At 65.7% G+C, this 20,498-nt stretch carries 26 protein-coding genes; 6 read left to right on the forward strand and 20 right to left on the reverse strand.

Translation table 11 applies throughout. The features are described from left to right. Window positions 1–18 precede the first annotated feature (18 nt). From NZH93_RS46805 to NZH93_RS46820, 4 genes are all read right to left on the reverse strand, one after another. Window positions 19–1,089 (reverse strand): 2-oxoacid:ferredoxin oxidoreductase subunit beta, encoded by a 1,071-nt coding sequence (locus NZH93_RS46805; RefSeq protein ID WP_259629838.1) that lies wholly within the window; start codon window positions 1,087–1,089, stop codon window positions 19–21. Beyond that, entirely contained in the window at window positions 1,086–2,975 is a 1,890-nt protein-coding gene (locus NZH93_RS46810; protein WP_259629839.1) for a 2-oxoacid:acceptor oxidoreductase subunit alpha, read from the reverse strand. Before NZH93_RS46810 ends, NZH93_RS46805 begins: the two co-directional genes overlap by 4 nt. A gap of 261 nt (window positions 2,976–3,236) precedes the next feature. Next, a complete protein-coding gene (locus tag NZH93_RS46815) occupies window positions 3,237–3,989 on the reverse strand; it encodes an enoyl-CoA hydratase (RefSeq protein ID WP_259629840.1) in 753 nt (250 codons plus the stop codon). Between the two features lie 28 nt (window positions 3,990–4,017). Further along, on the reverse strand, window positions 4,018–4,458 hold the full coding sequence (locus NZH93_RS46820) for an Lrp/AsnC family transcriptional regulator (RefSeq protein WP_259629841.1): 441 nt from the start codon (window positions 4,456–4,458) through the stop codon (window positions 4,018–4,020). 75 nt (window positions 4,459–4,533) lie between these two features. Here NZH93_RS46820 and ddaH point away from each other — a divergent pair, with 75 nt between their 5' ends. Beyond that, the gene (gene ddaH, locus NZH93_RS46825) at window positions 4,534–5,424 is read left to right on the forward strand and encodes a dimethylargininase (RefSeq protein WP_372507019.1); all 891 of its coding nucleotides are present in this window, start codon (window positions 4,534–4,536) and stop codon (window positions 5,422–5,424) included. Window positions 5,425–5,641: 217 nt separating this feature from the next. On the opposite strand, the gene NZH93_RS46830 is transcribed toward ddaH, so the two are convergent. From NZH93_RS46830 to NZH93_RS46890, 13 genes are all read right to left on the reverse strand, one after another. Continuing rightward, window positions 5,642–7,033: a site-specific integrase gene (locus NZH93_RS46830; RefSeq protein WP_259629842.1), complete on the reverse strand. Its 1,392-nt coding sequence runs from the start codon at window positions 7,031–7,033 to the stop codon at window positions 5,642–5,644. Beyond that, on the reverse strand, window positions 7,030–7,236 hold the full coding sequence (locus NZH93_RS46835) for a helix-turn-helix transcriptional regulator (RefSeq protein WP_259629843.1): 207 nt from the start codon (window positions 7,234–7,236) through the stop codon (window positions 7,030–7,032). Before NZH93_RS46835 ends, NZH93_RS46830 begins: the two co-directional genes overlap by 4 nt. Continuing rightward, window positions 7,233–8,576 carry a replication initiator gene (locus NZH93_RS46840; protein ID WP_259629844.1) on the reverse strand — a complete coding sequence of 448 codons (1,344 nt, stop codon included), beginning with the start codon at window positions 8,574–8,576 and terminating at the stop codon, window positions 7,233–7,235. Before NZH93_RS46840 ends, NZH93_RS46835 begins: the two co-directional genes overlap by 4 nt. Window positions 8,577–8,656: 80 nt before the next feature. Then, on the reverse strand, window positions 8,657–9,454 hold the full coding sequence (locus NZH93_RS46845) for a hypothetical protein (RefSeq protein WP_259629845.1): 798 nt from the start codon (window positions 9,452–9,454) through the stop codon (window positions 8,657–8,659). 32 nt (window positions 9,455–9,486) lie between these two features. Further along, on the reverse strand, window positions 9,487–9,669 hold the full coding sequence (locus NZH93_RS46850; RefSeq protein WP_259629846.1) for a hypothetical protein: 183 nt from the start codon (window positions 9,667–9,669) through the stop codon (window positions 9,487–9,489). Beyond that, window positions 9,669–10,004, reverse strand: coding sequence for a WhiB family transcriptional regulator (locus tag NZH93_RS46855; RefSeq protein WP_259629847.1), 336 nt, complete (start codon window positions 10,002–10,004; stop codon window positions 9,669–9,671). The genes NZH93_RS46850 and NZH93_RS46855 overlap by 1 nt, the downstream gene beginning before the upstream one ends. After that, a complete protein-coding gene (locus tag NZH93_RS46860) occupies window positions 10,001–10,483 on the reverse strand; it encodes a hypothetical protein (protein ID WP_259629848.1) in 483 nt (160 codons plus the stop codon). Before NZH93_RS46860 ends, NZH93_RS46855 begins: the two co-directional genes overlap by 4 nt. Before the next feature lie 40 nt (window positions 10,484–10,523). Further along, window positions 10,524–11,900, reverse strand: coding sequence for an FtsK/SpoIIIE domain-containing protein (locus tag NZH93_RS46865; RefSeq protein WP_259629849.1), 1,377 nt, complete (start codon window positions 11,898–11,900; stop codon window positions 10,524–10,526). Window positions 11,901–11,979: 79 nt separating this feature from the next. After that, the gene (locus NZH93_RS46870; protein WP_259629850.1) at window positions 11,980–12,195 is read right to left on the reverse strand and encodes a hypothetical protein; all 216 of its coding nucleotides are present in this window, start codon (window positions 12,193–12,195) and stop codon (window positions 11,980–11,982) included. Between the two features lie 5 nt (window positions 12,196–12,200). Continuing rightward, window positions 12,201–12,461, reverse strand: a complete 261-nt coding sequence (locus NZH93_RS46875) for a hypothetical protein (protein WP_259629851.1) — start codon at window positions 12,459–12,461, stop codon at window positions 12,201–12,203. Between the two features lie 24 nt (window positions 12,462–12,485). Next, on the reverse strand, window positions 12,486–12,869 hold the full coding sequence (locus tag NZH93_RS46880; protein WP_259629852.1) for a hypothetical protein: 384 nt from the start codon (window positions 12,867–12,869) through the stop codon (window positions 12,486–12,488). Between the two features lie 5 nt (window positions 12,870–12,874). Continuing rightward, entirely contained in the window at window positions 12,875–13,057 is a 183-nt protein-coding gene (locus tag NZH93_RS46885; RefSeq protein ID WP_259629853.1) for a hypothetical protein, read from the reverse strand. A 202-nt stretch (window positions 13,058–13,259) separates the two neighbouring features. Continuing rightward, a complete protein-coding gene (locus tag NZH93_RS46890) occupies window positions 13,260–13,649 on the reverse strand; it encodes a hypothetical protein (RefSeq protein ID WP_259629854.1) in 390 nt (129 codons plus the stop codon). Between the two features lie 123 nt (window positions 13,650–13,772). On the opposite strand from NZH93_RS46890, the gene NZH93_RS46895 reads away from it, so the two are divergent. Continuing rightward, the gene (locus tag NZH93_RS46895) at window positions 13,773–14,141 is read left to right on the forward strand and encodes a GntR family transcriptional regulator (protein ID WP_259629855.1); all 369 of its coding nucleotides are present in this window, start codon (window positions 13,773–13,775) and stop codon (window positions 14,139–14,141) included. A 194-nt stretch (window positions 14,142–14,335) separates the two neighbouring features. Further along, window positions 14,336–15,751, forward strand: a complete 1,416-nt coding sequence (locus NZH93_RS46900; protein WP_259629856.1) for an NsdA family TPR-like regulatory protein — start codon at window positions 14,336–14,338, stop codon at window positions 15,749–15,751. On the opposite strand, the gene NZH93_RS46905 is transcribed toward NZH93_RS46900, so the two are convergent. From NZH93_RS46905 to NZH93_RS46915, 3 genes are all read right to left on the reverse strand, one after another. Next, entirely contained in the window at window positions 15,748–16,653 is a 906-nt protein-coding gene (locus NZH93_RS46905; protein ID WP_259629857.1) for an aminoglycoside phosphotransferase family protein, read from the reverse strand. The genes NZH93_RS46900 and NZH93_RS46905 overlap by 4 nt on opposite strands. 127 nt (window positions 16,654–16,780) lie before the next feature. Further along, the gene (locus NZH93_RS46910) at window positions 16,781–17,407 is read right to left on the reverse strand and encodes a helix-turn-helix domain-containing protein (protein ID WP_259629858.1); all 627 of its coding nucleotides are present in this window, start codon (window positions 17,405–17,407) and stop codon (window positions 16,781–16,783) included. After that, window positions 17,404–17,730, reverse strand: coding sequence for a hypothetical protein (locus NZH93_RS46915; RefSeq protein WP_259629859.1), 327 nt, complete (start codon window positions 17,728–17,730; stop codon window positions 17,404–17,406). Before NZH93_RS46915 ends, NZH93_RS46910 begins: the two co-directional genes overlap by 4 nt. 262 nt (window positions 17,731–17,992) lie before the next feature. On the opposite strand from NZH93_RS46915, the gene NZH93_RS46920 reads away from it, so the two are divergent. The 3 genes from NZH93_RS46920 (at window position 17,993) to NZH93_RS46930 (ending at window position 20,302) form a co-directional block, all read left to right on the forward strand. Beyond that, on the forward strand, window positions 17,993–18,850 hold the full coding sequence (locus NZH93_RS46920; RefSeq protein ID WP_259629860.1) for a helix-turn-helix domain-containing protein: 858 nt from the start codon (window positions 17,993–17,995) through the stop codon (window positions 18,848–18,850). 20 nt (window positions 18,851–18,870) lie between these two features. Beyond that, window positions 18,871–19,065 (forward strand): DUF397 domain-containing protein, encoded by a 195-nt coding sequence (locus tag NZH93_RS46925; protein ID WP_259629865.1) that lies wholly within the window; start codon window positions 18,871–18,873, stop codon window positions 19,063–19,065. A 511-nt stretch (window positions 19,066–19,576) separates the two neighbouring features. Next, the gene (locus tag NZH93_RS46930; RefSeq protein WP_259629861.1) at window positions 19,577–20,302 is read left to right on the forward strand and encodes a TIGR02391 family protein; all 726 of its coding nucleotides are present in this window, start codon (window positions 19,577–19,579) and stop codon (window positions 20,300–20,302) included. Window positions 20,303–20,498 lie beyond the last annotated feature (196 nt).

Genomic DNA, 20,498 nt, shown 5'->3' on the forward strand with positions numbered 1-20,498 from the left:
GCCTTTCGCGTCGGGTACTCAGTCCCCGAGCACGGTCCAGGTGTCCTTGCCGTGCAGCAGGGCGCGGAGGTCGGCCTTCTTGGCCGCCTTCGCCTGCTCGACCTGGTCGCGCGCGGCGTCGTCGTACGTGGTCCGCTTGACGTTGCGGAACACGCCCGTGACGGTGTGCGAGAGGTCCTGCGCCGACAGCCGGGACAGCGCGAACGCGTACGACGGGTCTTCGAGCGTGGCGTCGTGCACGACCACGTTCTCCATGCCGACCTCGGAGACCTTTGCGATCTCCAGGCCCGCGAACCCGGACTTCACGACGCCGTACTCGGCTTCGAGGCCGAACGTGATCGGCTTGCCGTGCTCCAGGTTGATGATCCGCCGCTTGGCGTCGTCGGCGTCCTTGAGCACGTCGAACGCGCCGTCGTTGAAGATCGGGCAGTTCTGGTAGATCTCCACCAGTGCCGACCCGCGGTGCTCGGCGGCCTGCCGGAGCACCTCGGTGAGGCCCTTCTTGTCCGAGTCCAGCGCTCGGCCGACGAAGCTGGCCTCCGCGCCCAGTGCCAGCGACACCGGGTTGAACGGGTGGTCCAGCGAGCCGACGGGCGTCGACTTGGTGATCTTGCCGGTCTCCGACGTGGGGGAGTACTGCCCCTTGGTCAGGCCGTAGATCCGGTTGTTGAACAGCAGGATCTTCAGGTTCACGTTGCGCCGCAACGTGTGGATCAGGTGGTTGCCGCCGATGGACAGCGCGTCGCCGTCACCGGTCACGACCCACACCGACAGGTCCGGCCTGGCGACGGCGAGACCGGTCGCGATGGCCGGGGCGCGGCCGTGGATCGAGTGCATCCCGTAGGTGTTCATGTAGTACGGGAACCGGCTGGAGCAGCCGATGCCCGACACGAACACGATGTTCTCGCGCTTGAGCCCCAGTGTGGGCAGGAACGACTGCACCGCGTTGAGCACGATGTAGTCGCCGCAGCCGGGACACCAGCGGACCTCCTGGTCCGACTTGTAGTCCTTGGCCTTCTGCGGTTCGTCCGTCGTGGGAACCCCGTCGAGCCCACCCAGCGCGGGGAGTCCCAGGTCGATCGCTGTCACGCTCCAACCCCCTTGATCACTTCGGCGAGCACGTCCTGGAGCTCCTCGGCCTTGAACGGCAGGCCCTGCACCTTGGTGTAGCTCTGCACGTCCACGAGGTACTTCGCCCTGAGGAGCAACGCGAGCTGGCCGAGGTTCATTTCCGGCGCGATCACCTTGTCGTAGCGGGAAAGCACGTCCCCCAGGTTCTTCGGGAACGGGTTGAGGTGCCTCAGGTGCACGTGCGCCACCGGCAGGCCCAGCTTGCGGACGCGGCGGGCCGCGGCACCGATCGGGCCGTACGAGGAACCCCAGCCGACGACGAGCACCTTGGCGTCGCCGGTCGGGTCGTCCACGACCACGTCCGGCACCTCGATGCCCTCGACCTTGGCCTGGCGCAGCCGCACCATCCGGTCGTGGTTCTCCGGTTCGTAGGAGATGTTGCCGGTGTTCTCCGCCTTCTCCAGACCGCCGATGCGGTGCTGGAGACCGGGGGTGCCGGGGATCGCCCACGGGCGGGCCAGCGTCTCCGGGTCGCGCACGTACGGCCAGAACTCGCCGGAACCGTCGGTCGCGTTCGGCTCGGTCGCGAACTCCACCGACAGGTCGGGCAGCTCGTCGACGTCCGGGATCAGCCACGGCTCGGAGCCGTTCGCGATGGCGCCGTCGGACAGCAGCAGCACCGGCGTTCGGTACGTGAGCGCGATCCGCACCGCGTCCATCGCGGCGTCGAAGCAGTCGGACGGCGACTGCGGCGCCACGATCGGCACCGGCGACTCGCCGTTGCGGCCGAACATCGCCTGGAGCAGGTCGGCCTGCTCGGTCTTGGTCGGCAGACCCGTCGACGGGCCGCCGCGCTGCACGTCGATGATCAGCAGCGGCAGCTCGGTCATCACCGCGAGGCCGATGGTCTCCGACTTGAGCGCCACACCGGGACCGGACGTCGACGTCACGCCGAGCGCGCCGCCGTACGAGGCCCCGAGCGCCGCGCCGATGCCCGCGATCTCGTCCTCGGCCTGCAACGTCGTGATGCCGAAGTTCTTGTGCCTGCTCAGCTCGTGCAGGATGTCCGACGCCGGGGTGATCGGGTACGTGCCGAGCACGATCGGCAGCCGGGCCTGCTGGCCCGCCGCGACCAGGCCGTACGCCAGCGCCGTGTTGCCGGTGATCTGGCGGTAGGTGCCGGTGTTCAGCTTCGCCGGGGCGACCTCGTAGGTCACCGCGAACGACTCGGTCGTCTCGCCGTAGTAGTAGCCCGCGCGGAACGCCAGGACGTTGGCCTCGGCGATGTCCGGCTTCTTCGCGAACTTCTCGCGCAGGAACCGCTCCGTGCCCTCGGTCGGCCGGTGGTACATCCACGACAGCAGGCCCAGCGCGAACATGTTCTTCGCGCGCTCGGCGTCCTTCTTGCCGAGCCCGGTCTCCTCCAGCGCGCCGATCGTGATGGTCGCCATCGCGACCTCGTGCACCTGGAAGTCGGCCAGCGAGTCGTCCTCGAGCGGGTTGGCCGCGTACCCGACCTTGGTCAGGTTGCGCTTGCTGAACTCGTCCGTGTTGACGATCAGGATCCCGCCCTTGGGCAGGTCCTTGATGTTCGCCTTGAGCGCCGCCGGGTTCATCGCCACGAGCACGTCGGGGCGGTCGCCGGGGGTGAGGATGTCGTAGTCCGCGAAGTGGAGCTGGAACGACGACACGCCGGGCAGGGTGCCTTGGGGCGCCCGGATCTCGGCGGGGAAGTTCGGCTGTGTCGCCAGGTCGTTGCCGAAGGCGGCGGCCTCGGAGGTGAATCGGTCACCGGTGAGCTGCATGCCGTCACCGGAGTCCCCGGCGAACCGGATCACCACTCGATCCAGCTTGCGTGTTTCGGGGGCTCCAGGCGCAGCGCCGTTACCCAGGTCGGTAGTCATCTCCTACGCCGATCCCTCTCTTCGTGGACAGGCCGAACTGTTGTCCCGCATCACATGTGCAGTTGCGAGGGTAGTCGTTTGTGTTAAAGCAACGGTCGCCCGCGTACCACTGGTCGGGAACCCCTGACTCACCCGGTGGACCGCCGGTGCTCTCGACGGTAGGCACGACGCCATCCGCCCGCGGCCAAAGGCGGCGCAGGTCACAGCGGTACGCCCGATTGGCGTACCGCTGGTAACAGGTACTTTCGGTAACGGGTAGATTTAGGGGCGCCCGCTGATCTTGTCCTTCAGCGCCGCCAGCCTGGCCGCGAACTCCGGCGACTCGATCGACACCACCTGCGGGGCGAGTTCGGTGGTCACGGCCTCGGCGTGGTCGTCGAGCACCGCCGTCGTCCGCATCGACGCCTTGATGGTCCGGACCAGTTCCCGCGGACCGTCGGCCGCGGCCTTCGCCAGGTCCCGCGCGGCGGCGACCACGTCCGTACCCGAACGGGTGTACGCCAAGCCGGTCCGCACGGCCTCGTCCGCGTCCAGGACCTGCCCGAACAGCGTCATCGCCGTCGCCGTCTGCGGCCCGACCAGCCGTTGCAGCATCCACGTCATCCCGCCGCCGGGGTGGATGCCGAGCTGGAGGAACCGCGCGTCGAACCGCGCCTTCGGGCCCGCGACCCGGACGTCGCACGCCAGCGCCAGGTTCAGCCCGGCGCCGACCGCCGCGCCGTTGACCGCCGCGATCGTCGGCAGCGAGCAGCCCGCCACGGCGAGGAAGCCGGCGTAAATCTGCCGAAGTCCCTCCTCCTTGGCCTCGCCCAGCGCCGTCAGGTCCGCCCCCGCGCAGAACGCGGGAGCGGCGCCCGTCACGACGACCGCGTGCACCTCGGGGTCCCGTTCGCAGGCCGCGACGGCCTCGGCGAGCTGGTCGGACAGCTCCAGCGTCAGCGCGTTGCGCCGTTCGGGATCCCGAACGGTGATCACCGCGACGCGGTCGGAGCTCTCCAGGGTCACCTCAGCCATGCCGCCGACTCTACGGAGACGGCCGGGTCTACGGTGCCGGCGGCCGGTCGAGCAGCCGGGACAGCACCACCGTCGACACCGTCCGGTCGATGATCTCGACGGCCCGCAGCCGTTCCAGCGCCGTTTCGAGGTGGTGGATGCTCGCCGCCCGCAGGTGCACGATCGCGTCCGCCGCGCCGGACACCGTGTAGGCCGCCATCACCTCGGCCATCGGCTCCAGGCGGTTCTGGATGTCGCTCGGCGACACGTTGCCCCGGCAGTGCACCTCCACGAACGCCTCGGTGCCCCACCCGAGCTGCTCCGGGTCCACCACCGCCGTGAACCCGCGCAGCACCCCGGTGTCGAGCAGCTTGTCCACCCGCCGCTTCACTGCGGGCGCGGACAGCCCCACCACGTTCCCGATGTCCGCGTAACTCGATCGGGCGTTGGCCATGAGGCACGAAATGATTCGATGGTCGATGGTGTCCACACGCAACATAGTGCCCTAAAAGACGCAATATTGTGGCGTTGATCGAGGGTCAGCCGGCCATCTACATTTCGATCCATGACCTCGGTATCCATTCTGGGCCCCGGCGACGAGCCGCTGGTACTGGACCTAGGCGCGTCCGCCGCGCCCCTGCGCGTACCGACCACCCGCAGGTACCTCATGTGCCCGCCGGAGTACTTCACGGTCGAGTACTCGATCAACCCGTGGATGGATCCGACCCAGCCGACGAACACGGACCTGGCGATGGCCCAGTGGACCGCGCTGAAGGACGCCTACGAGGCCGCGGGCCACCAGGTCGAGGTCATCGAACCCCAGCCGGGCCTGCCGGACATGGTGTTCGCCGCCAACTCCGGCACCGTCGTCGACGGCCGCGTACTGGGCTCCCGCTTCCGCGCCGAACAACGCGCGGCCGAAGCCGACCACTTCCGCCGCTGGTTCCTCGACAACGGCTACCGCCACGTCGTCATGCCGGAACGCACGAACGAGGCCGAAGGCGACTTCGCCTGGACCGGCACCCTCCTGCTGGCCGGAACAGGCTTCCGCACCGACCCCTCCGCCCACGCCGAAGCACAGGAGGTACTGGGCGTACCGGTCGTCTCCCTACACCTCATCGACCCCCGCTACTACCACCTGGACGTAGCCCTGGTCGTCCTAGACGACCAGTCCCCAACCCCTCTGGTCGCGTACTACCCGGACGCCTTCTCCGAAGGCTCCCAACGAGTCCTCCGCCGCTTGTTCCCCAACGCCATCATCGCCACCGCGGCCGACGCCGCCTGCCTGGGCATCAACGCCGTCTCAGACGGCCGCCACGTGTTCCTGCCGATCGAGGCAACCGACCTGGCAACCCAGGTGAAGGCCCACGGCTTCGAACCCGTGCTGGTGGACATCTCGGAACTCCGGAAGTCCGGCGGCGGTCCGAAGTGCTGCACGATGGAACTGAGGGGCTGAACTGGCGGTTTTCGCCACGCTCCGTAGTTGCTGGTTGAGAGCGAATAGTGCCGCTGATCAGCGCAGATGATGCCGCTGGGCTAGCTGGCTCAAGGTGACTGTCTGCCGCTGACTGCGGCGTCCTGCCACGGCTCACGGAACATGCACGGAACAGGAAAGGCCCCCGGCAAGATCATCGCCGGGGGCCTTTTCGATCACTCTACCTGGGCAGACATGCCTACGACTCGTCATCCAGCAGTTCATCGATCCGCTTGTTCGACGTCTCCCGCTGGCCGTCGAGCACCCTCGCGTATACCTTGAGCAATACGTCCACCGTGTGGCCAGCGCGTTCGGCCACCTCAGCAGGGGACACCCCGGCAGCGAGCCAGGTCGAGACCGCGGCGTGTCGGAGGTCGTACGGATCACCGGCCAACGGCGACGCCTCTTGAAGCGGCGACAACCCGATCTTGCGGGCCTTGCGCCAGGCGTCCGTGTAGACGGTCGCGCTCACCGGACCGCCGCTGATCGTCCCGCGGAACAGACGCCCATCAGCCGTGGTGCCGAAGGTCTTCAGATGCCACCGCAGGATGCGAACCAGCACGGGCGGAATCGGCACTGGTCGAACCGCCCCCTCAGCCCGCCGCTTCAGGTTGCGCTCTTCCCAGAGTTCGCCCGAGTCGATGTACCGGGCGTTCGAGCGGGAAGCCGACTTCGACAGCAGCAACTCGCCCCATCCTGTTTCGGGCAGCTCGCAGTCGACTTCCCTGATCCGGTTCACCTCGCACGGCCGAAGAGCGCCGTAGTACATCACCGCGAAGAACGCGTACAGATAGTCGTACTGACCGCGCTTCGTCCCCGCGTAGGTGACCGCTGAGAGGAGCTGAGGCGCCTGCCGAGTGTTGAGCACCGCCCGTGGATCAACCTCGCTGTTCCCTCGCTGCACGCTGGCCCTCAGCCCCGTTACGGGGTTGGCGACGAGTTCTTCGGCATCCACCGCGTAGGACAGGAGGTGGTGCAACACGCCACGACGTGTGCGCGTGGTCCAGGCCGCCGCGGACTTCCCGCCGAGGTTCTTCGCAACCGCCCGCAGCAGGTTCGCCGTCTCGACCTTGCTCGCCAGCTCCCGCACCGGTCGTGAGGCGGACTTGATCCACTCGACGATCGTCGATTCCTCGGGCGTCAGCACGCGGTCACGCTGGTTCAGCGGTAGCAGGCAGGTGGTGAGTACCCGCCTCAGCGCCCGTTCGTCGGGCACGTCTTTCGTGGTGTTCACGAACGCGGCTACCGGGATCGCCAACGTGTCGACATAGCGCTTACGGGTGTTCGGAGCGGATTCCTGCCATTCGTCGCCGATGAACTCTTGTGCGAGCTGCAAGAGTGACCGCGCCGACTGCAACTTGAATTCTGACTCGGGCAAACCGCTCTTGATGTCGAACGCTTCACCGTTCTGCGTGGCCTGTATGAGGTTCGAGCGTCGGTTATTGGCCAGAGCTTTGGTCCGATACCACTCGGAGTGTTCTTTACCAGCGGTAAGCCAGCGGACACCGTAGGGCTTCGGCCGTTTCTTGCCGTCCGTACCCGGCTTGAGTGTCTTGATTTCCCAGATAGAGACCTTGAACGTAGGGTTCATGCCGCATCACTCCTCAGCCGGTCGAGCCAAGCGGCGAAGTCCGCGCCGAGTATTCGCAGGGACCCGTTGGGCAGCTTTCGGGCGAGGGGTGCGGCACCGGGAATCTGCCGCCACTTGTAGAACGTGTCTTTGGAGACCCCGACGAGCAAGCAGAATTCGGGGACCGTCATGAGGGTGTTCGGGTCAGGCAGTTCGGAAATCATGCCGGTACCTCCCTTTCGTACTTGCGGCGTCGTTGTTCGCGGAGTCGATCGGCGACGGCCGAGGCCAGTTCGCGTTCGGCGTCGTTGGCGTATCCGGAGCCGGTGTAGGCCCAGTCGTTGACGACCGTGACGGAGTCGGCTTCCAGGCCGAGGCGGTCGAGGGTTTCCTGTGCGCGGAAGGCACGGCGTTCACCTCGAATGGCTTGGAAGGTGGTCGAGTAGTGCTTGGACTTGGTCAGGAAATGCCCGCGGAAGCCGAGCATGTGCGTCCACCGCTTGAGGTTCAGTTCCTCGTAAAAGGGCAGGTCGCCGAGGTTCCAGGCGGTTTGGATCATGGCTCGGTGGTGCTCGGAGACGCGGAGGTAGTCGATCTCCAGTTGGGAGCGGATCGGCCGGTCAGCCGCTTCGGTCTTGCCGGTGCCCTTGGTCGCGTACTTGGCGACGTACCCGGCCAGCCTGTGTTCGCTGATCGCCCCGGACTCGTCCTCGACCTCGTGTGCGGAGGTAGGGCGGATGGGTCGGACGTCGACCTGGTTGCCCCAGACCAGCGGCAGCACCAGGCCGTCAGGTCGTGCCGTTTCCAGCAGCACGGAGGCAGCCGCGGACTTGACGCAATGGTCGAGGAGTTTCGTGGTCGCCCACCGGGGCGTGGAGTCGTGGGGACCGTCTGGCCCATCGATGCGGATGACGGCGTGGAAGTGAACCAGGCCGCGCCGCTGGTACTCGGCGACTTTGGCGTAGGAGACCCGTGCGTGGTCCTTGAACTCCCGGACCGTCAGTCCCGCCGCGTTCGCCAGGGCACGCCTGAGGGCGATGGTGAACCGGTGCCAGAGCTTGCCCGCGTGTGCCTGCCACAAGACCGCGCCGACGTAGTCGTAAGTGTCGAAGTCCAGCGGCCCGCCGACGCGCGGGTCGTCAGGGTGGTGGAAGGCCCCGCAAGCGCAAGGGATGGCCTTGCCGCTCTTGGGATGCGTCCGCCGGTTGTGAACGGGCCCGAACGACGGAGCCGTGAGCGTGGCAAAGACCCGAGGCTTCTCCGAGACCGCGAGCGGGACGCCTTTGGAGCCGCCGGAGAGGCCTGCGTGCATGAGGTGGAAGGCGTCGGCGGCGTAGCGATCGGAGCAGGTGGGGCAGACGCTCTGTCGGCGGTTGCCGCAGGGGATGAACACTTCCCCGCCGAGGTGGGCCATCACCGAGCCGGTGGTGGTGTCGTGGAGTTGCCACGCCCCGAACAGTCGGATTGGTGCGGCGCAGCCGCCGATGGCGGTGACCTTGTCTCGCCATTCGCGGTAGTCGGGGGCTTTGAGTCGGGCGTGGATGCGGTCTTCCAGGGTCAGCAAGGCGAGGCCTCCTTTCGTTGGGGCGCAACGCACAGGGGCATGACCGATGCGTTGGTCATGCCCCTGGTGATGGGGGTGGTTCAGGTGGTGGCGAGTTCCCGGACGATGCGCGCGGCGTAGTCGGGGGCGACCTTGACGGCGTCCTGCACGTCCTGGGCGGTGAGTTCGCGACCGAGCGCGTCGACTTGATCCCGCTTGACGCGCAGGGCCTCGATCATGGGTGCCGGAAGTCGCAGCCGAATCGGGGCACTCACCGCGGACTTGGGTTCGGGCACGTCAGGTCGCGGCTGGTCAGCAACCAACGTTGGTGCGGCGTTGAGCGCCTGGTTCCGCGCGGCCGTGCAGCGTTGTTGGATGATCGGCATGACTTCGGCGATCAGGTAGACCACCAGCGGGATGACCAGGTGCAGGAACACCATCCCGTGGTTGATCGGCCCCGAGGGTGGTCGGACCGAGGACCACACGTTGGTGACCAGCGTGGCCCCGAGAAGCACCCGCTTGAGCCGGGTCACGGTCTGGTGGGTGGCGGAGATGCCGCGCGAGATCATCTCGGCTTCCCACCGCAGGAGCGTGATCAGGATGCCCGCCAACGCGGGTTCTACCAGCCACGCTCCCCACCACATCGGGTCAGCGGGGGCGAGGTGTCCGGCGAGGAAGTCGTGGACACCGGTGGTGGTGAACCCGAGTCCCGCCGCGAGGAACGTCCACATGCACCGGGTCACCGAGGTGCGGAACCGGTCGACCTGCACGGCGTTGAGTTGGGGGTCCCCGGTGAGCTGGTGGAGTTGGTGTGACTCGTCCAACTTGGCCCGCAGCTTGCGCACCGAACGCGTCTCACCGAACTGATTGTCATTGTGCTGCTTGGGTTTGCCGAACATGATTCACCTCCCCTGGTGTTCGTTGTGGAGGGTCACGAGCCGCGGGCCGCTTTGACGAGGAGCTTGCCGAGAACGAGCACCAGGACCAGGAGCACGGCCGCGCCGACGAGGCCGCAGACCAGGTACATGACGGCCAGGCTCAGCACGGTGACCGCGACCACCGCGGCCAGGCGGCCGAGGGTGCGCAGAGTGACGGGGACGGCGAACTGGAGCATCAGGCCACGTCCTTGCGGTCGGGGGTGCGCGGGTAGTGCAGACGCTTGCGCTCCGGCCCGGACAGACCAGCCACGATCCCGGAGGCGTAGTAGCGGCGGGACCCCTGGCCGCTGGTTTCCCACGTGAGTTGGTCGGAGCGACACTCGGCGAGCACGGGGCAGCCCGCGCACCCGTCCTTGACGTCCTCGATCCGCTTGGGGTCGAAGAACTCTTCGGTGTCCTGACCAGCGCACGCGGCTTGAGCGCGCCAGGCCGGGGGCTGTCCTGAGCGGCCGAATAGTACGAGCATCAAGGCCCGGTAACCGGCGTAGCTGGCCTGATCGTTGGCGTTCACGCGGCTACCCCCGCAGCGACGGAGCGACGAGCCAGCACCGAGCGGCCAAGGTGGACCAGGCGGGCGACATCCTCGTAGGTGACGGACTCGGCGACGCACGGCGCGAGCCGGAACACCCCGGCCAGCACCACCACAGGCTTGCCCCGATCCACGCCGGGGTGACCGTCCAGATCGGCGACGGTTGCCGAGGCCGCGAGCCCGAAGGAGATTCCGGCGGCAGTGCGGCCGGTGGCGGCTACCGAGACCTCGTGACGCGGTTGGTGGGTCCATGCCAGGGAGACGCCGTCCAGGGTGGTCGACCAGAGCAGCAGTGCGGCCAGGCGGTCGGGGGCGGTTCCGCTGGTGAACTCCATGTGCACCGAGCGGGACCGCGTCGAGATCACCAACCGGTCCGGACGCGGCAGGCCTTTGGAACGCATCGTGGACCGGACGGCCCGCATGATCCGGTCGAGAAAGCGCGGGGAATCGTTGGCAGACATAGGGAACCTCCAGAAGTGAGGCGAGGTGGTGAGGGGAAGGTCAGGCGACGACGCGCAGGCCTGAACCGGCTGCGGAGTCGCTGGGACCGGCTTTGACGAACTCGACGAGTTCGGTGATGTCCGCATTCGTCGTGTAGGCAGCGCGGACGCGCTTGGGGTTGCGGGAGCGGGAGTCCACGCGGAACCCGATGCCCGCCGTGGACTCGTCGGCCGGAATCTGGTCGGCGATAGCGCCGCGTTCACGGGCACCGTCGCCCAGGACCATGTCCGGGTGCCGCTCCGAGGTGACTCGCAGGCACACCCGGTTGGGGATCAGGTCCCGGATCGGGACGACGTCCTTGGACGGCTCTTGCACGTAGGCGTCGAGGACGTCGTTGGTGGCGCGGCCCATCGAGGTGATGACCGAGCACACAGCGGTGATCTCGCGGGCGAACTCGGGTTGGTAGGCCAGCAGCGAGCCGATCTCGTCGATGATCAGCCAGTCCAACGGGTGCTCCCGCGAGACCGGCATGGACCGTACTCCGGCACGTTGCAACCGGCGCTGCTTGCGCTCCATGTTGGTTTTGAACGCGTCGATCAACTCGGCGCAGTCTTCCGCCGAATCGGCGTACCGGCCGTCGAGGATCGGCTTGAGCGCGACGAACTCGAACAGCTTCGGGTCACACACCCACGGCCGGACCAGGCCGTCCCGGATGAGCGGAGCGACTGCGCGGAGCTTGGCGTTGGCCACCGAGTTCTTGCCCGAACCGGTCGCACCGGCCGTCAGGTGGTGCGTTCCCGCCAACGGTTCGTTCCAGTCGGTGCCGAGTTCGGTCTCCCCGAGGCACAGCGCCCGCAGGTCGACCGCGGAGCACTCTTCCGGCAATGCCGGGGCGGCTATGACCTGGTCGAACGGTTCGTCACGCTGGATGATCAACACGACCTCACCAGGCTTACCGCGTTCCACGGCGACCCGCTCCGCTTTAAGCGTGGCCGCCAACTCGTCCACCTGGGCGACGAACGCCCGCAACGCCTGACCGGGGACGAGCTTGACCCGGACCGTGTCGATCGATGCCGACCACGACCGAACCTTGAGCACGCGCGGAACGAGGGTGCGGCCGGTCCGGTGGTGTTCGCGGGTCAACTGGCACGCGCCCATGAGGTCCGCCCAGCGGCGACCGGTGTACGCCCCGGCCCAGCGACGTTGCCAGGACCGGATCACCGGGGCGGCGTAGTGGTCGAAGGTGTCCGGGTGTGCTCGGTACCAGCCGACCGAGCCAGCGGTGACACCACCGAGAACCGTTCCGGTGAGACTCGGACCGAGGTAGGACAGGGACGCGGTGAGCGCGGCCGGGGTGGCAACCGAGCCGGGGTGTCGGACCATCCACACCACGGCCCGGAACTCTGCTCCGACCCCGCGCTTGGACTTGTTTCGCATAGTGATTCCTTCCCTGGAGACGACGACAGCGGCCGATCATGTGCTGATCGGCCGCTGCCTGATTGGTTGGTGCCGGGGACTACCGGCGACGGTTGCGACGACGACGCACGGCGGGCTCTTCGAGCTGGGACCGGGCGTAGGACAGGGCCACCCGCAGCGCGGCGGTGGACCGGGCGAACTCGTGATGCACCGCTCGGAACCCCTCCCGCCGGAACGGGATCTGCCGGGTCGAGTCGCGGAGCACCTTCATGGCCTTGCCGAGGTCGTCCAACGCAGCGTCAAGCTGATGCGACACGGCGGTCACGCCTTCCATTCGCGAGTGGTCAGTTCGGTTTCGTACTTGACCGCCTGGTCCTTGAGCGCACTCAGATCAGCGCGGGACTTGGCGAGCATCTTTTTCAGGTCTTCCGGCGACGCGATCCGCCACGCACCGGCCGGAGCACGGTTCTCCTTCATCCTCTCGATCAACTTTTCCAGCGGTCCGAGCATGTCCGTCACGAAATCGATCGCCGCGACGAACTGCCCGTATTTCTCTGCTGCCTTGTTCTGGGCGATTGCCACTGATGAGCCTTTCGAGCCGGTTTCCTAGCCCGCCTTGTTCCAGGAGGGTGGGTTCTTCAGTGCCCGCCACCGGCCGAGTTGGAGACGAGTGGTCTTGGGCATCAGCACCGAGTTGGCATGACCCCGGACAGCCCCGCAGCGCAGGAAATGCGTGCCACCGACGGTGAGCTGACCGACCTCGATCAACTGGTGCACCACGGCGGCCTCCCACCGCGGAATCGGCCGCATCCTGTCCCCGCCACACCGGCGAAACACCTGACGAGACGCCCCGGCCAGCACATAGCCGAACAGGTCTTCCGCGCGGCCGAGCACTGTCATTACGGCGGACATGTCGTTGGTGACCGGCCGAGGCTGGCCCGCCGGTACAGAGGTGTCGGGGACGTCGTTGCCGAACAGGTCTTCGGCCACGGCGATCACCCAGCCGACCGGTACAGCAGCCGGAACAGCCCGCAGTGCACCTCCGCGTAGTCCGCACCCACCGGACTCGGATAGCCGTGCCGCTCCAACACGTCGATCACCTCGAAAATCAACCCAGCCGTGAACCGGGGATCACTCTCGGACTCGGCGAGGCTGATCGGATAGTTGTTTTTGTCCATGCGTTCCTCCGAATCGTTCGGAATGCACGGCAGACGTCAGGAGCGTTGTGCACGTGCCTGACGCCGCCGAATATCCCGGCACCATCGACAGGTGCCGGATTTAGGCATGGCTCTACCCACTGTGGAATTGTCAAAGAACAAGCAGCCCGAGAAAACGGCTTAGGAACGGTCAGCGGACGAATGTCACGCGAGCGGGAACGAGCTAGGCGGCCGAGGAGGCCACTGACTTGAGGACGGGCTTGAGACCGTCAGCCTTGAACCACATACCCGAGGCGCTGATCTTCCCGTCGTCGCCACGCATCTCGTAGGTGTTGATCACGAGGTTGATCAGCTCGACGTAGTCACCTTCGTCGAACTCGTCCGCCGGAGCGCCGGGCAGGTTGACCCGGATCTCCTCCCCCTTGCCAGCACGGCGACCCGCGACGGGCTTCGGCTTGGCGAACAGCACGACCACGTACTGCTCTTCCTGCGTCTCCCGGTCCACGACGGGCGTGAGCGTGCCGTCCTTGGCTTCCCGCATCTTCACCGCGGGAGCTTCGGTGACCATGAGCCGGAAGCCGCCCAGGTTCGCGGGGATGTTCTGAAGTGCCATGTCGTCCTCCGTATTAGTGCGAGCTAGTTCGAACTAGCTCAAAGGTAACACGAGCTAGCTCGGTTCACGTGCCCCGATCGGGTGATCTAGCACGAGCTAAGTCGAGCTAGGTAGGTTCAAGCCATGAGCACAGGGACGCCGCAGACGCACCCGTACCAGCACCTGGCGAACCAGGTCGCGGCGAAGATCGAGAGCGGCGAGTTGCAGCCAGGCGATCGGCTGCCGTCCTTGAGGGCTCTGGCCGAGGAGTACAAGACCACCACAGCCACCGTGCAGAAGGCGCTGGGCGTCCTGTCCGATGGGGGATGGGTCAAGCGAATCGCGAACGTGGGGATCTTCGTTCGCGACCACAGCGAGGCTGACGAACCCGCCTCGCTGGACGAGATCAAGGCTCTTCTTGACCAGTCGCTCCGCGCTCTGGAGGAGCTAGGGCGGCGGGTCGACCGCTTGGAAGCCGCTGCCGAGCCTCCAGGCGGTCAATCGCGTCCGTGAGTCCTCGGATCTCGGCGAGCAGGGCTCGTAGTCGCTGGCGGATTCTCTGCAACTCGTTCGGTGTTGGTGTCATGTGAACATCAAACGCCAGGTCACCCGATGTGTAACAGTGTGCTCGAAGGGGTGCATGTGGACACGGAGGGGGTACACGGGGTGCTTAGGGGAGTGCGCACCTGCTGCGACCTGGTGACCGGATGAGCGCGGGCAAGGAACCGAACCGACTGCTGGCCACCGTCATGCAGCAGGCCGAGGTGAGCAATAAGGGCCTCGCCGCCAGAGTGCGCGAGATGGCCGCCCGCGACGGGGCGAAGATCGCGCCGGATCACGTGTCCGTGCGCCGCTGGCTGGACGGAACGAGCCCGCAGGCCGCTACCCAGCACTACATAGCGCTTGCCCTGGGCTCGAAGCTGGGACGCGCGGTGACGCCCGAGGAAATCGGTTTCAGCGGCGGCCTCCAAGCGGTCGGAGCCGACTCGACCGCGAGCGGCGCGGAGTACCCCGCAGACTCCGGCGCCGCTGTGGACCTGCTGGGCAAGCTCACCAGTGCCGACCTCGAAGATCAACCGACGTTGCTCAACTCCACCTGGTCGGCCTCAGCAACGCCCGGAATCATCACGGGCTATCTGTTCAGCGACACGCTGCACGTCGCCGACGAGTCGGAGCTGATCCGGTCCGGAGGCCCAGCCGCTCACGCGATCCGTGCAACCGCGGCTCACTTCATGGATCTTGATTTCCACTACGGCGGCGGCCACGTTCGCAAGCTGCTGTTGTTCTACTTCAAGTCCGAGATCGCTCCGTTGCTGCGCCAGTCGCACCCCGAGCACGTGCGCCGCGAGCTTTTCAGTGCCGCCGCCGAGGTCGCGCAGTTGCTCGGCTGGAGCGCCTACGACTCGGGTCGACACGGCGCGGCACAGCGGTACTTCGTACAGGGTCTCAAGCTGGCGCGCGAGGCCAATGACCCGGTGATCGGTGGTCGACTGTTGTCGAACCTCAGCCACCAGGCGAACTACCTCGGCAAGCACGCCGATGCCGTGCAGTTCGCCCGTGCCGCCCAGTCCGCCACGCTCGGCAAGGCGACGCCCGCGGTCACGTCGATGTTCCTCGCGATGGAGGCCCGCGCACTGGCGAGCGGAGGCCACGTCAAGGAGTTCGCTCGCGTGCTATCGCAGGCCGAACAGCTCTTCGACCGCCACAGCCCGGACGACGAGCCGGAGTGGATTCGCTACTTCAACGCTGAGGAGTTGGCGGGCGAGGCCGCGCACGGCTTCCGGGATCTCGGCAAAGCCGACGAGACCCGCCTGTTCGCCGACAGGGCCGTCAGCGCGGCCGGTACGCCGCCGAGGACACGGGCGTTCATCGGCATGGTGAGTGCGGCGGGAGCGTTGACGAACGGCGACCTGGACGAGGCTGTTGCACTGGCGATGGACGCCGTGGACTTGGCGGGCCCGTTGCAGTCGAGCAGGTACACCCGATACCTGACGGACTTTTACGACAGCGTCAACCGGGCGCACGCTCGCAATCCATTGACCGCACACCTGGCGGAACGGATCTTGCAGCACTACCCGAGCCTAACGCTCGGCTCAGCCGTCCTGTTGTCGCGGGTGGCCTAGAACGGCTTCCAAGCCGACACGGGCTTACCTGCCCGGATGGTCCGCATCCGAGTCTCGTACTCGGCCGCGATCTCCTCAGACTCTCGGACGTTCTGCATGATCCACGTCGTCATGTTGATCTCGTTCACAGCCCGGAGCACGCCGAAGCCGCTCCACTCGGTCACGTCGAAGCCGTAGACGTCCACGAACCGTGCGTACTCGGCGTCTGTCCACCAACCAGCCGTCCGGTACTCCGTGGCCGTCGTCGCCAAGTCCCACTCGGGTTGGCCCCACGAGAAGCGCTCGAAGTCGATGAGGACAGGCCCGGAATCCGTGATCATCAGGTTCTGCACGTGCGCGTCACCGTGTGTCGGAGCAGGCGAAAGCGGGAAGTCGACCGCGGCCAGTTCGGATTCCAGACGCTCGCACGTCTCGACCAGCAGGCGCTTGTCAGCAGCCGACACCTGAGACGACTCGATCCGGGGGCGGACACGATCGAGGACGTCCCGCTCCGGGAGCCGGAAGTCCTCGGGTGCCTTGAGTGAGTGGAGTTCCCGGAGCAGTTCGGCCAGCACGCCGACATCTTGTCGGGAGCCGTTCCGCCCGTGGATGTGCTTCCAGAAGGTCACCGGATGGCCGTCCACCTCCAACGGCTGAGGCAACTCCAGGGCCTCAGCAGCAGGGAAGTCGTGTGCCACGAGCCAGGCGGACACCGCCACTTCCTTTGCCGCGTCCGTCCAGTGGCTCATGTTCCTGCCGATCCGCACGACGCAGGCTGAATCGCGCAGACGAAAGATCGCGTTCTCACCCAGCCGCAGAAGCTCGGCACCGTCGGAGTCCCGGTCAACAGCAGCGCACGCCGCCGCGAGAACGGCCACCGCCGAGGTGGAGTCGAACCGGCCGTTGGTGTCCGTGGTCGCCACTTGGCAAGGCTAGGGGAGGCAAGTTCGGCGTGCCGCGCGACCGAACAAGGCCCTCAGCTCCACCAGCCGTAGATGTCCCCGACCACCCAAGTCCACACCACGGAGCAGCCCACGGCGGCCAGGATGATCAGCACCAGCATGACGCCGCGATCCGAGACCACTCGACGTACCTGGTGTTGGCGCGCACCTTGCTCGCGTCGCTTCCCTCTCCGGTACCGGCTCGCCGCCATCGTTCAGCACGGCTCTCGGCGGCGAGTTCCAGAGCGGCCAATCCTGCCGCCGCGAGGATCTCCGCTGCCTGTTCTCGAACCCGAAGAACCTCGATGTTCGGAACGACGAGGCTTTGCTCAGGGATGCCGTCCACCTCTCCCGGCAATGCCAGGTCGGACGGATCATCAAGCATCCGCAAACTTGGAAATCCTGCGTACAGCGCAAGGCCATCCAGCCACAGCGTGGTTTGGGACGGCTCCTGAGTGCTGAACGGATTGCGGTGCAGCCGGTACGTGATGCCCACCTGGGCCAGCAGGTCGACCACCCCGATCTCCAAGGCGTCGCAGTAGTGACCCAGCGATGCAGGGGAGGGGCCGCGTTGACCATTCTCGATCTTGGACACCCACGCGGTGGACATGCCGAACCGCTCGGCCATTTCCAGACCCGTGATCCCTTGTGCTTCTCGCAGCGCCCGCAGGTGAACTCCGAGCACTCGGTGGTAGTCGGCACGGTGAGCGGAGCGGCGTGGTCGTTCGCTGCTCATCGGGGTACCTCGGGAATACTGCGACCAGCACCGGACTCGCCGTACCAGTCCGCCAAACCGGTCTGTGCCTCGTTGTTCCGCTCGTCGGTGAGCGCGTGACGTGACTCGGTGGGACCCAGCACGACGGCCAGCAGTCCGGCTTCCTTGGCCAGTCTCGTCAGGAACGCCGCGAGTTCCCGTGGACCGTCGGGCCCTTTCTGTGCGGCGATCACCAAAGTTCCTGGGTCCAGCCGCAGTCTCAACGCGTAGGTCCCGGTCACAGGATCGCTGGCCACCTCGGCCACGGCGGCCGGGCCGGGCGTCATCTTGACCTGAACTGTCATGCGCGTCCCCTTTGCGATGGAGGCAGACAGGGGCGGGGGAGAGCGTCGGGGACTCTCCTAGCCGGGCGGAGGCGTCCGAGCGCACGCCCCTGTCTGCACTGGGCCAGCAGGGCAGCGGCGCGCGTTGCACACGACCTGTCCGTGTCGTGTCCCGAAGGGCACTGCCCTGCTGACACCCCTGAGACGACAAAGTGTAATTACACTCTGTCGATACACCGAAGGTGTGGATGCTGGAGACGATCACCGCTACTAGGGTTCAGACGTGGCAGCCAGGCAGAGCGGACCAACCAAGCGCAAGCGTCGACTCGGACAGCTCCTCCGCGAGTTGCGTGAAAGCCGCAAGGTGACGGTCGAGGCCGTCATGGAGCGCTTGCACTGCTCCGACGCGACGGTCAGCAGGTTCGAGACCGGCAAGGTCGGCATCAAGCACAGCGATCTTGAAATCCTGCTGGCGTTCCTCGGCGTGGACGACGACACCCGCCGCCTGGCCCTGGAGATGTGGGAAGACGCAAGGGAAACAGGGAAACAGCCCGAGTACCTGAACGCCCTGCCTCGCAAGTTCCGGGGATACGTGAAACTCGAAGCCGAGGCGTCGGTGAGCAAGGCATGGCAACCGTTGCTCATACCTGGCCTACTCCAGACCGAGGCATACTCCCGCGTAGTTCACGAGGCAGACAGGTTCGTCCTACCTGGCAACGTCGAGAAGTCGGTTGCGGCACGGACGAGCCGACAGCGGCTCCTGGTAGGCCCGGACCCGCTGCAACTGCACGCCGTCATGGACGAGGCAGTGATCCGGCGACGGTATGGCGGCATCGATGTGATGCGCGAACAGCTCAAACACCTGCTGGAGCTGGGCGAATATCCCAATGTCACGATCCAGATCATGCCGATGGATGCCGGACCCGCGGGCACCATGAGCGGCTCACTCCTGATCCTGGAGTTCCCAGACCCAGAAGACCCGCCCAACGTCTACTTGGAGCATCCAGCAGGAGGCGAGTGGGTCGAGGACCCATCAGCCGTGACTGACTTCCAAGGCGTGTTTGATGGAGTCGTATCGGCTGCTCTGAGCGCGTCGGAGACAGCCGAGTTGATCTCTGCGGTTCTCGCAGACCTGGGTTGAGGTAGGGAGATGTGGCCACGATGGACCTGTCCGGCGTCGTATGGCGCAAGTCCAGCCGCAGTGGTGGCAACAACGAGTGTGTAGAGGTAGCTCGAACTCGGCAGAATGCTGGGCTACGTGACAGTAAAGCTCCAGACGCAGGAGAACTCAGCTTCGATGACGCCGGGTTCCGAACCTTCATCCACGCGGTGAAGTCCGGTCGTCTCGACCAGTAAGCATCCGACGTCGGCATCCGCCCTGGTGTGCTGGTGTGTTCAGAGTTTCTTTTCTTCATCAAGGCGGCCCCTGCGGGGCCGCTCGGCCGCACTCTGCTGATCCCATCCGGCAGGGTCTTCACGGCCCCGTCCCTGTGTCGCTCGGGCAAGCGGGCGGGGCCCGGCCTGGCGGCCACCCACCCGCGCCCGGCGACGAGAGGCAGGGCCTAACCCAGCCGGACACGACAGCGGCCGACCGACCCCACAGGGACCGCAAACAAGATCAAAGACTGCGCTCGCCGCGCGGCAGGTCTCAGGGATGGCAGCGAAGCCGTATCGCTCACTTGCCAGCGGGGACCGGGTTTCGTGTCATCCCATCGACCTCCACGAGGGCAACCACACGCGTCAAGGGGGCAGACCCAGCGCACGTGTCCGATGAGGACGGATGAGCCCCCTTGACCCGCGCGGTTGGGGCGGGACCAGGTCGATGGGATGACACGAAGCCCTAGCAACTAGGGCTACCATCACGCGCATGGATGTTGAATGGGCAATAGAAAAACTCGTCCGATTTGCTCAATCGTTCGATGATGCGAACTCCGAATCAAATTTCGACTGGAGCTGTCCGGACATCTTGCATCGCCAAGCACCTACGGTCATTCGCATACTTAAAGAAATTGACATATATGCAGCAATAGGCGGATACACCAGTGAACCGTTCGTACATCGCGAATTCTTGCAGTTGAAGACTTTAGCAATGCAAGGCATAGGAACCTTGGAAGACTTCCACGAGATTGAAAAGCACCTGAAACCCGACTCGCCGAGCATTAAAGCGGACCAGTTTCACCCTTGGGTATGGGATGCAGCGCAGACGTTTTGGAGATCGAAGCACTATAAAGCCGCTGTTCACAGTGCAGCAATGGCCATTAATGCTCATCTTCAAAATAAGGTGGACCGCCGCGACATCTCCGACGACAAACTGGTTGGGCGATGCTTTTCGGAGAGTCCTCCCGACTCTGGAAATCCTCGAATAAGGATCAAAGGTGACCATGCAGATTCGACTATTCAAAGCATTCAAAGAGGGGCGGGACAGCTTGGATTTGCATGCTTCTGGGCCATTAGAAACCCTGCTGCACATAGTTCGGATGAGTGGCCAATTAGTGTGGCACTCGAAAATCTTGCAGTACTCAGTAAGTTTGCGCGTATCCTCGACGAAGCCGAAATTGATACAGTAGAGAGAATGTCGACTGGTCCACAATAAGCAGCCTCGACGCAACTCTGTCTAGAGAAATATTTACCCTATAGCGGAAAGTGCGCAACTGATCGTACAAGTACGCAAACTTCCATCCATCAGCCGCGCTGTCCACGTGCTGTTGACCCTGGTCAATAGCGGTCAATGAGGGTCCACTACGACTCACGCTACGTGCAGCTTAGAGCCTGTCTCACGTGGGGAGCTT

The organism is Umezawaea endophytica (assembly GCF_025061645.1).
GTDB lineage: Bacteria > Actinomycetota > Actinomycetes > Mycobacteriales > Pseudonocardiaceae > Umezawaea > Umezawaea endophytica.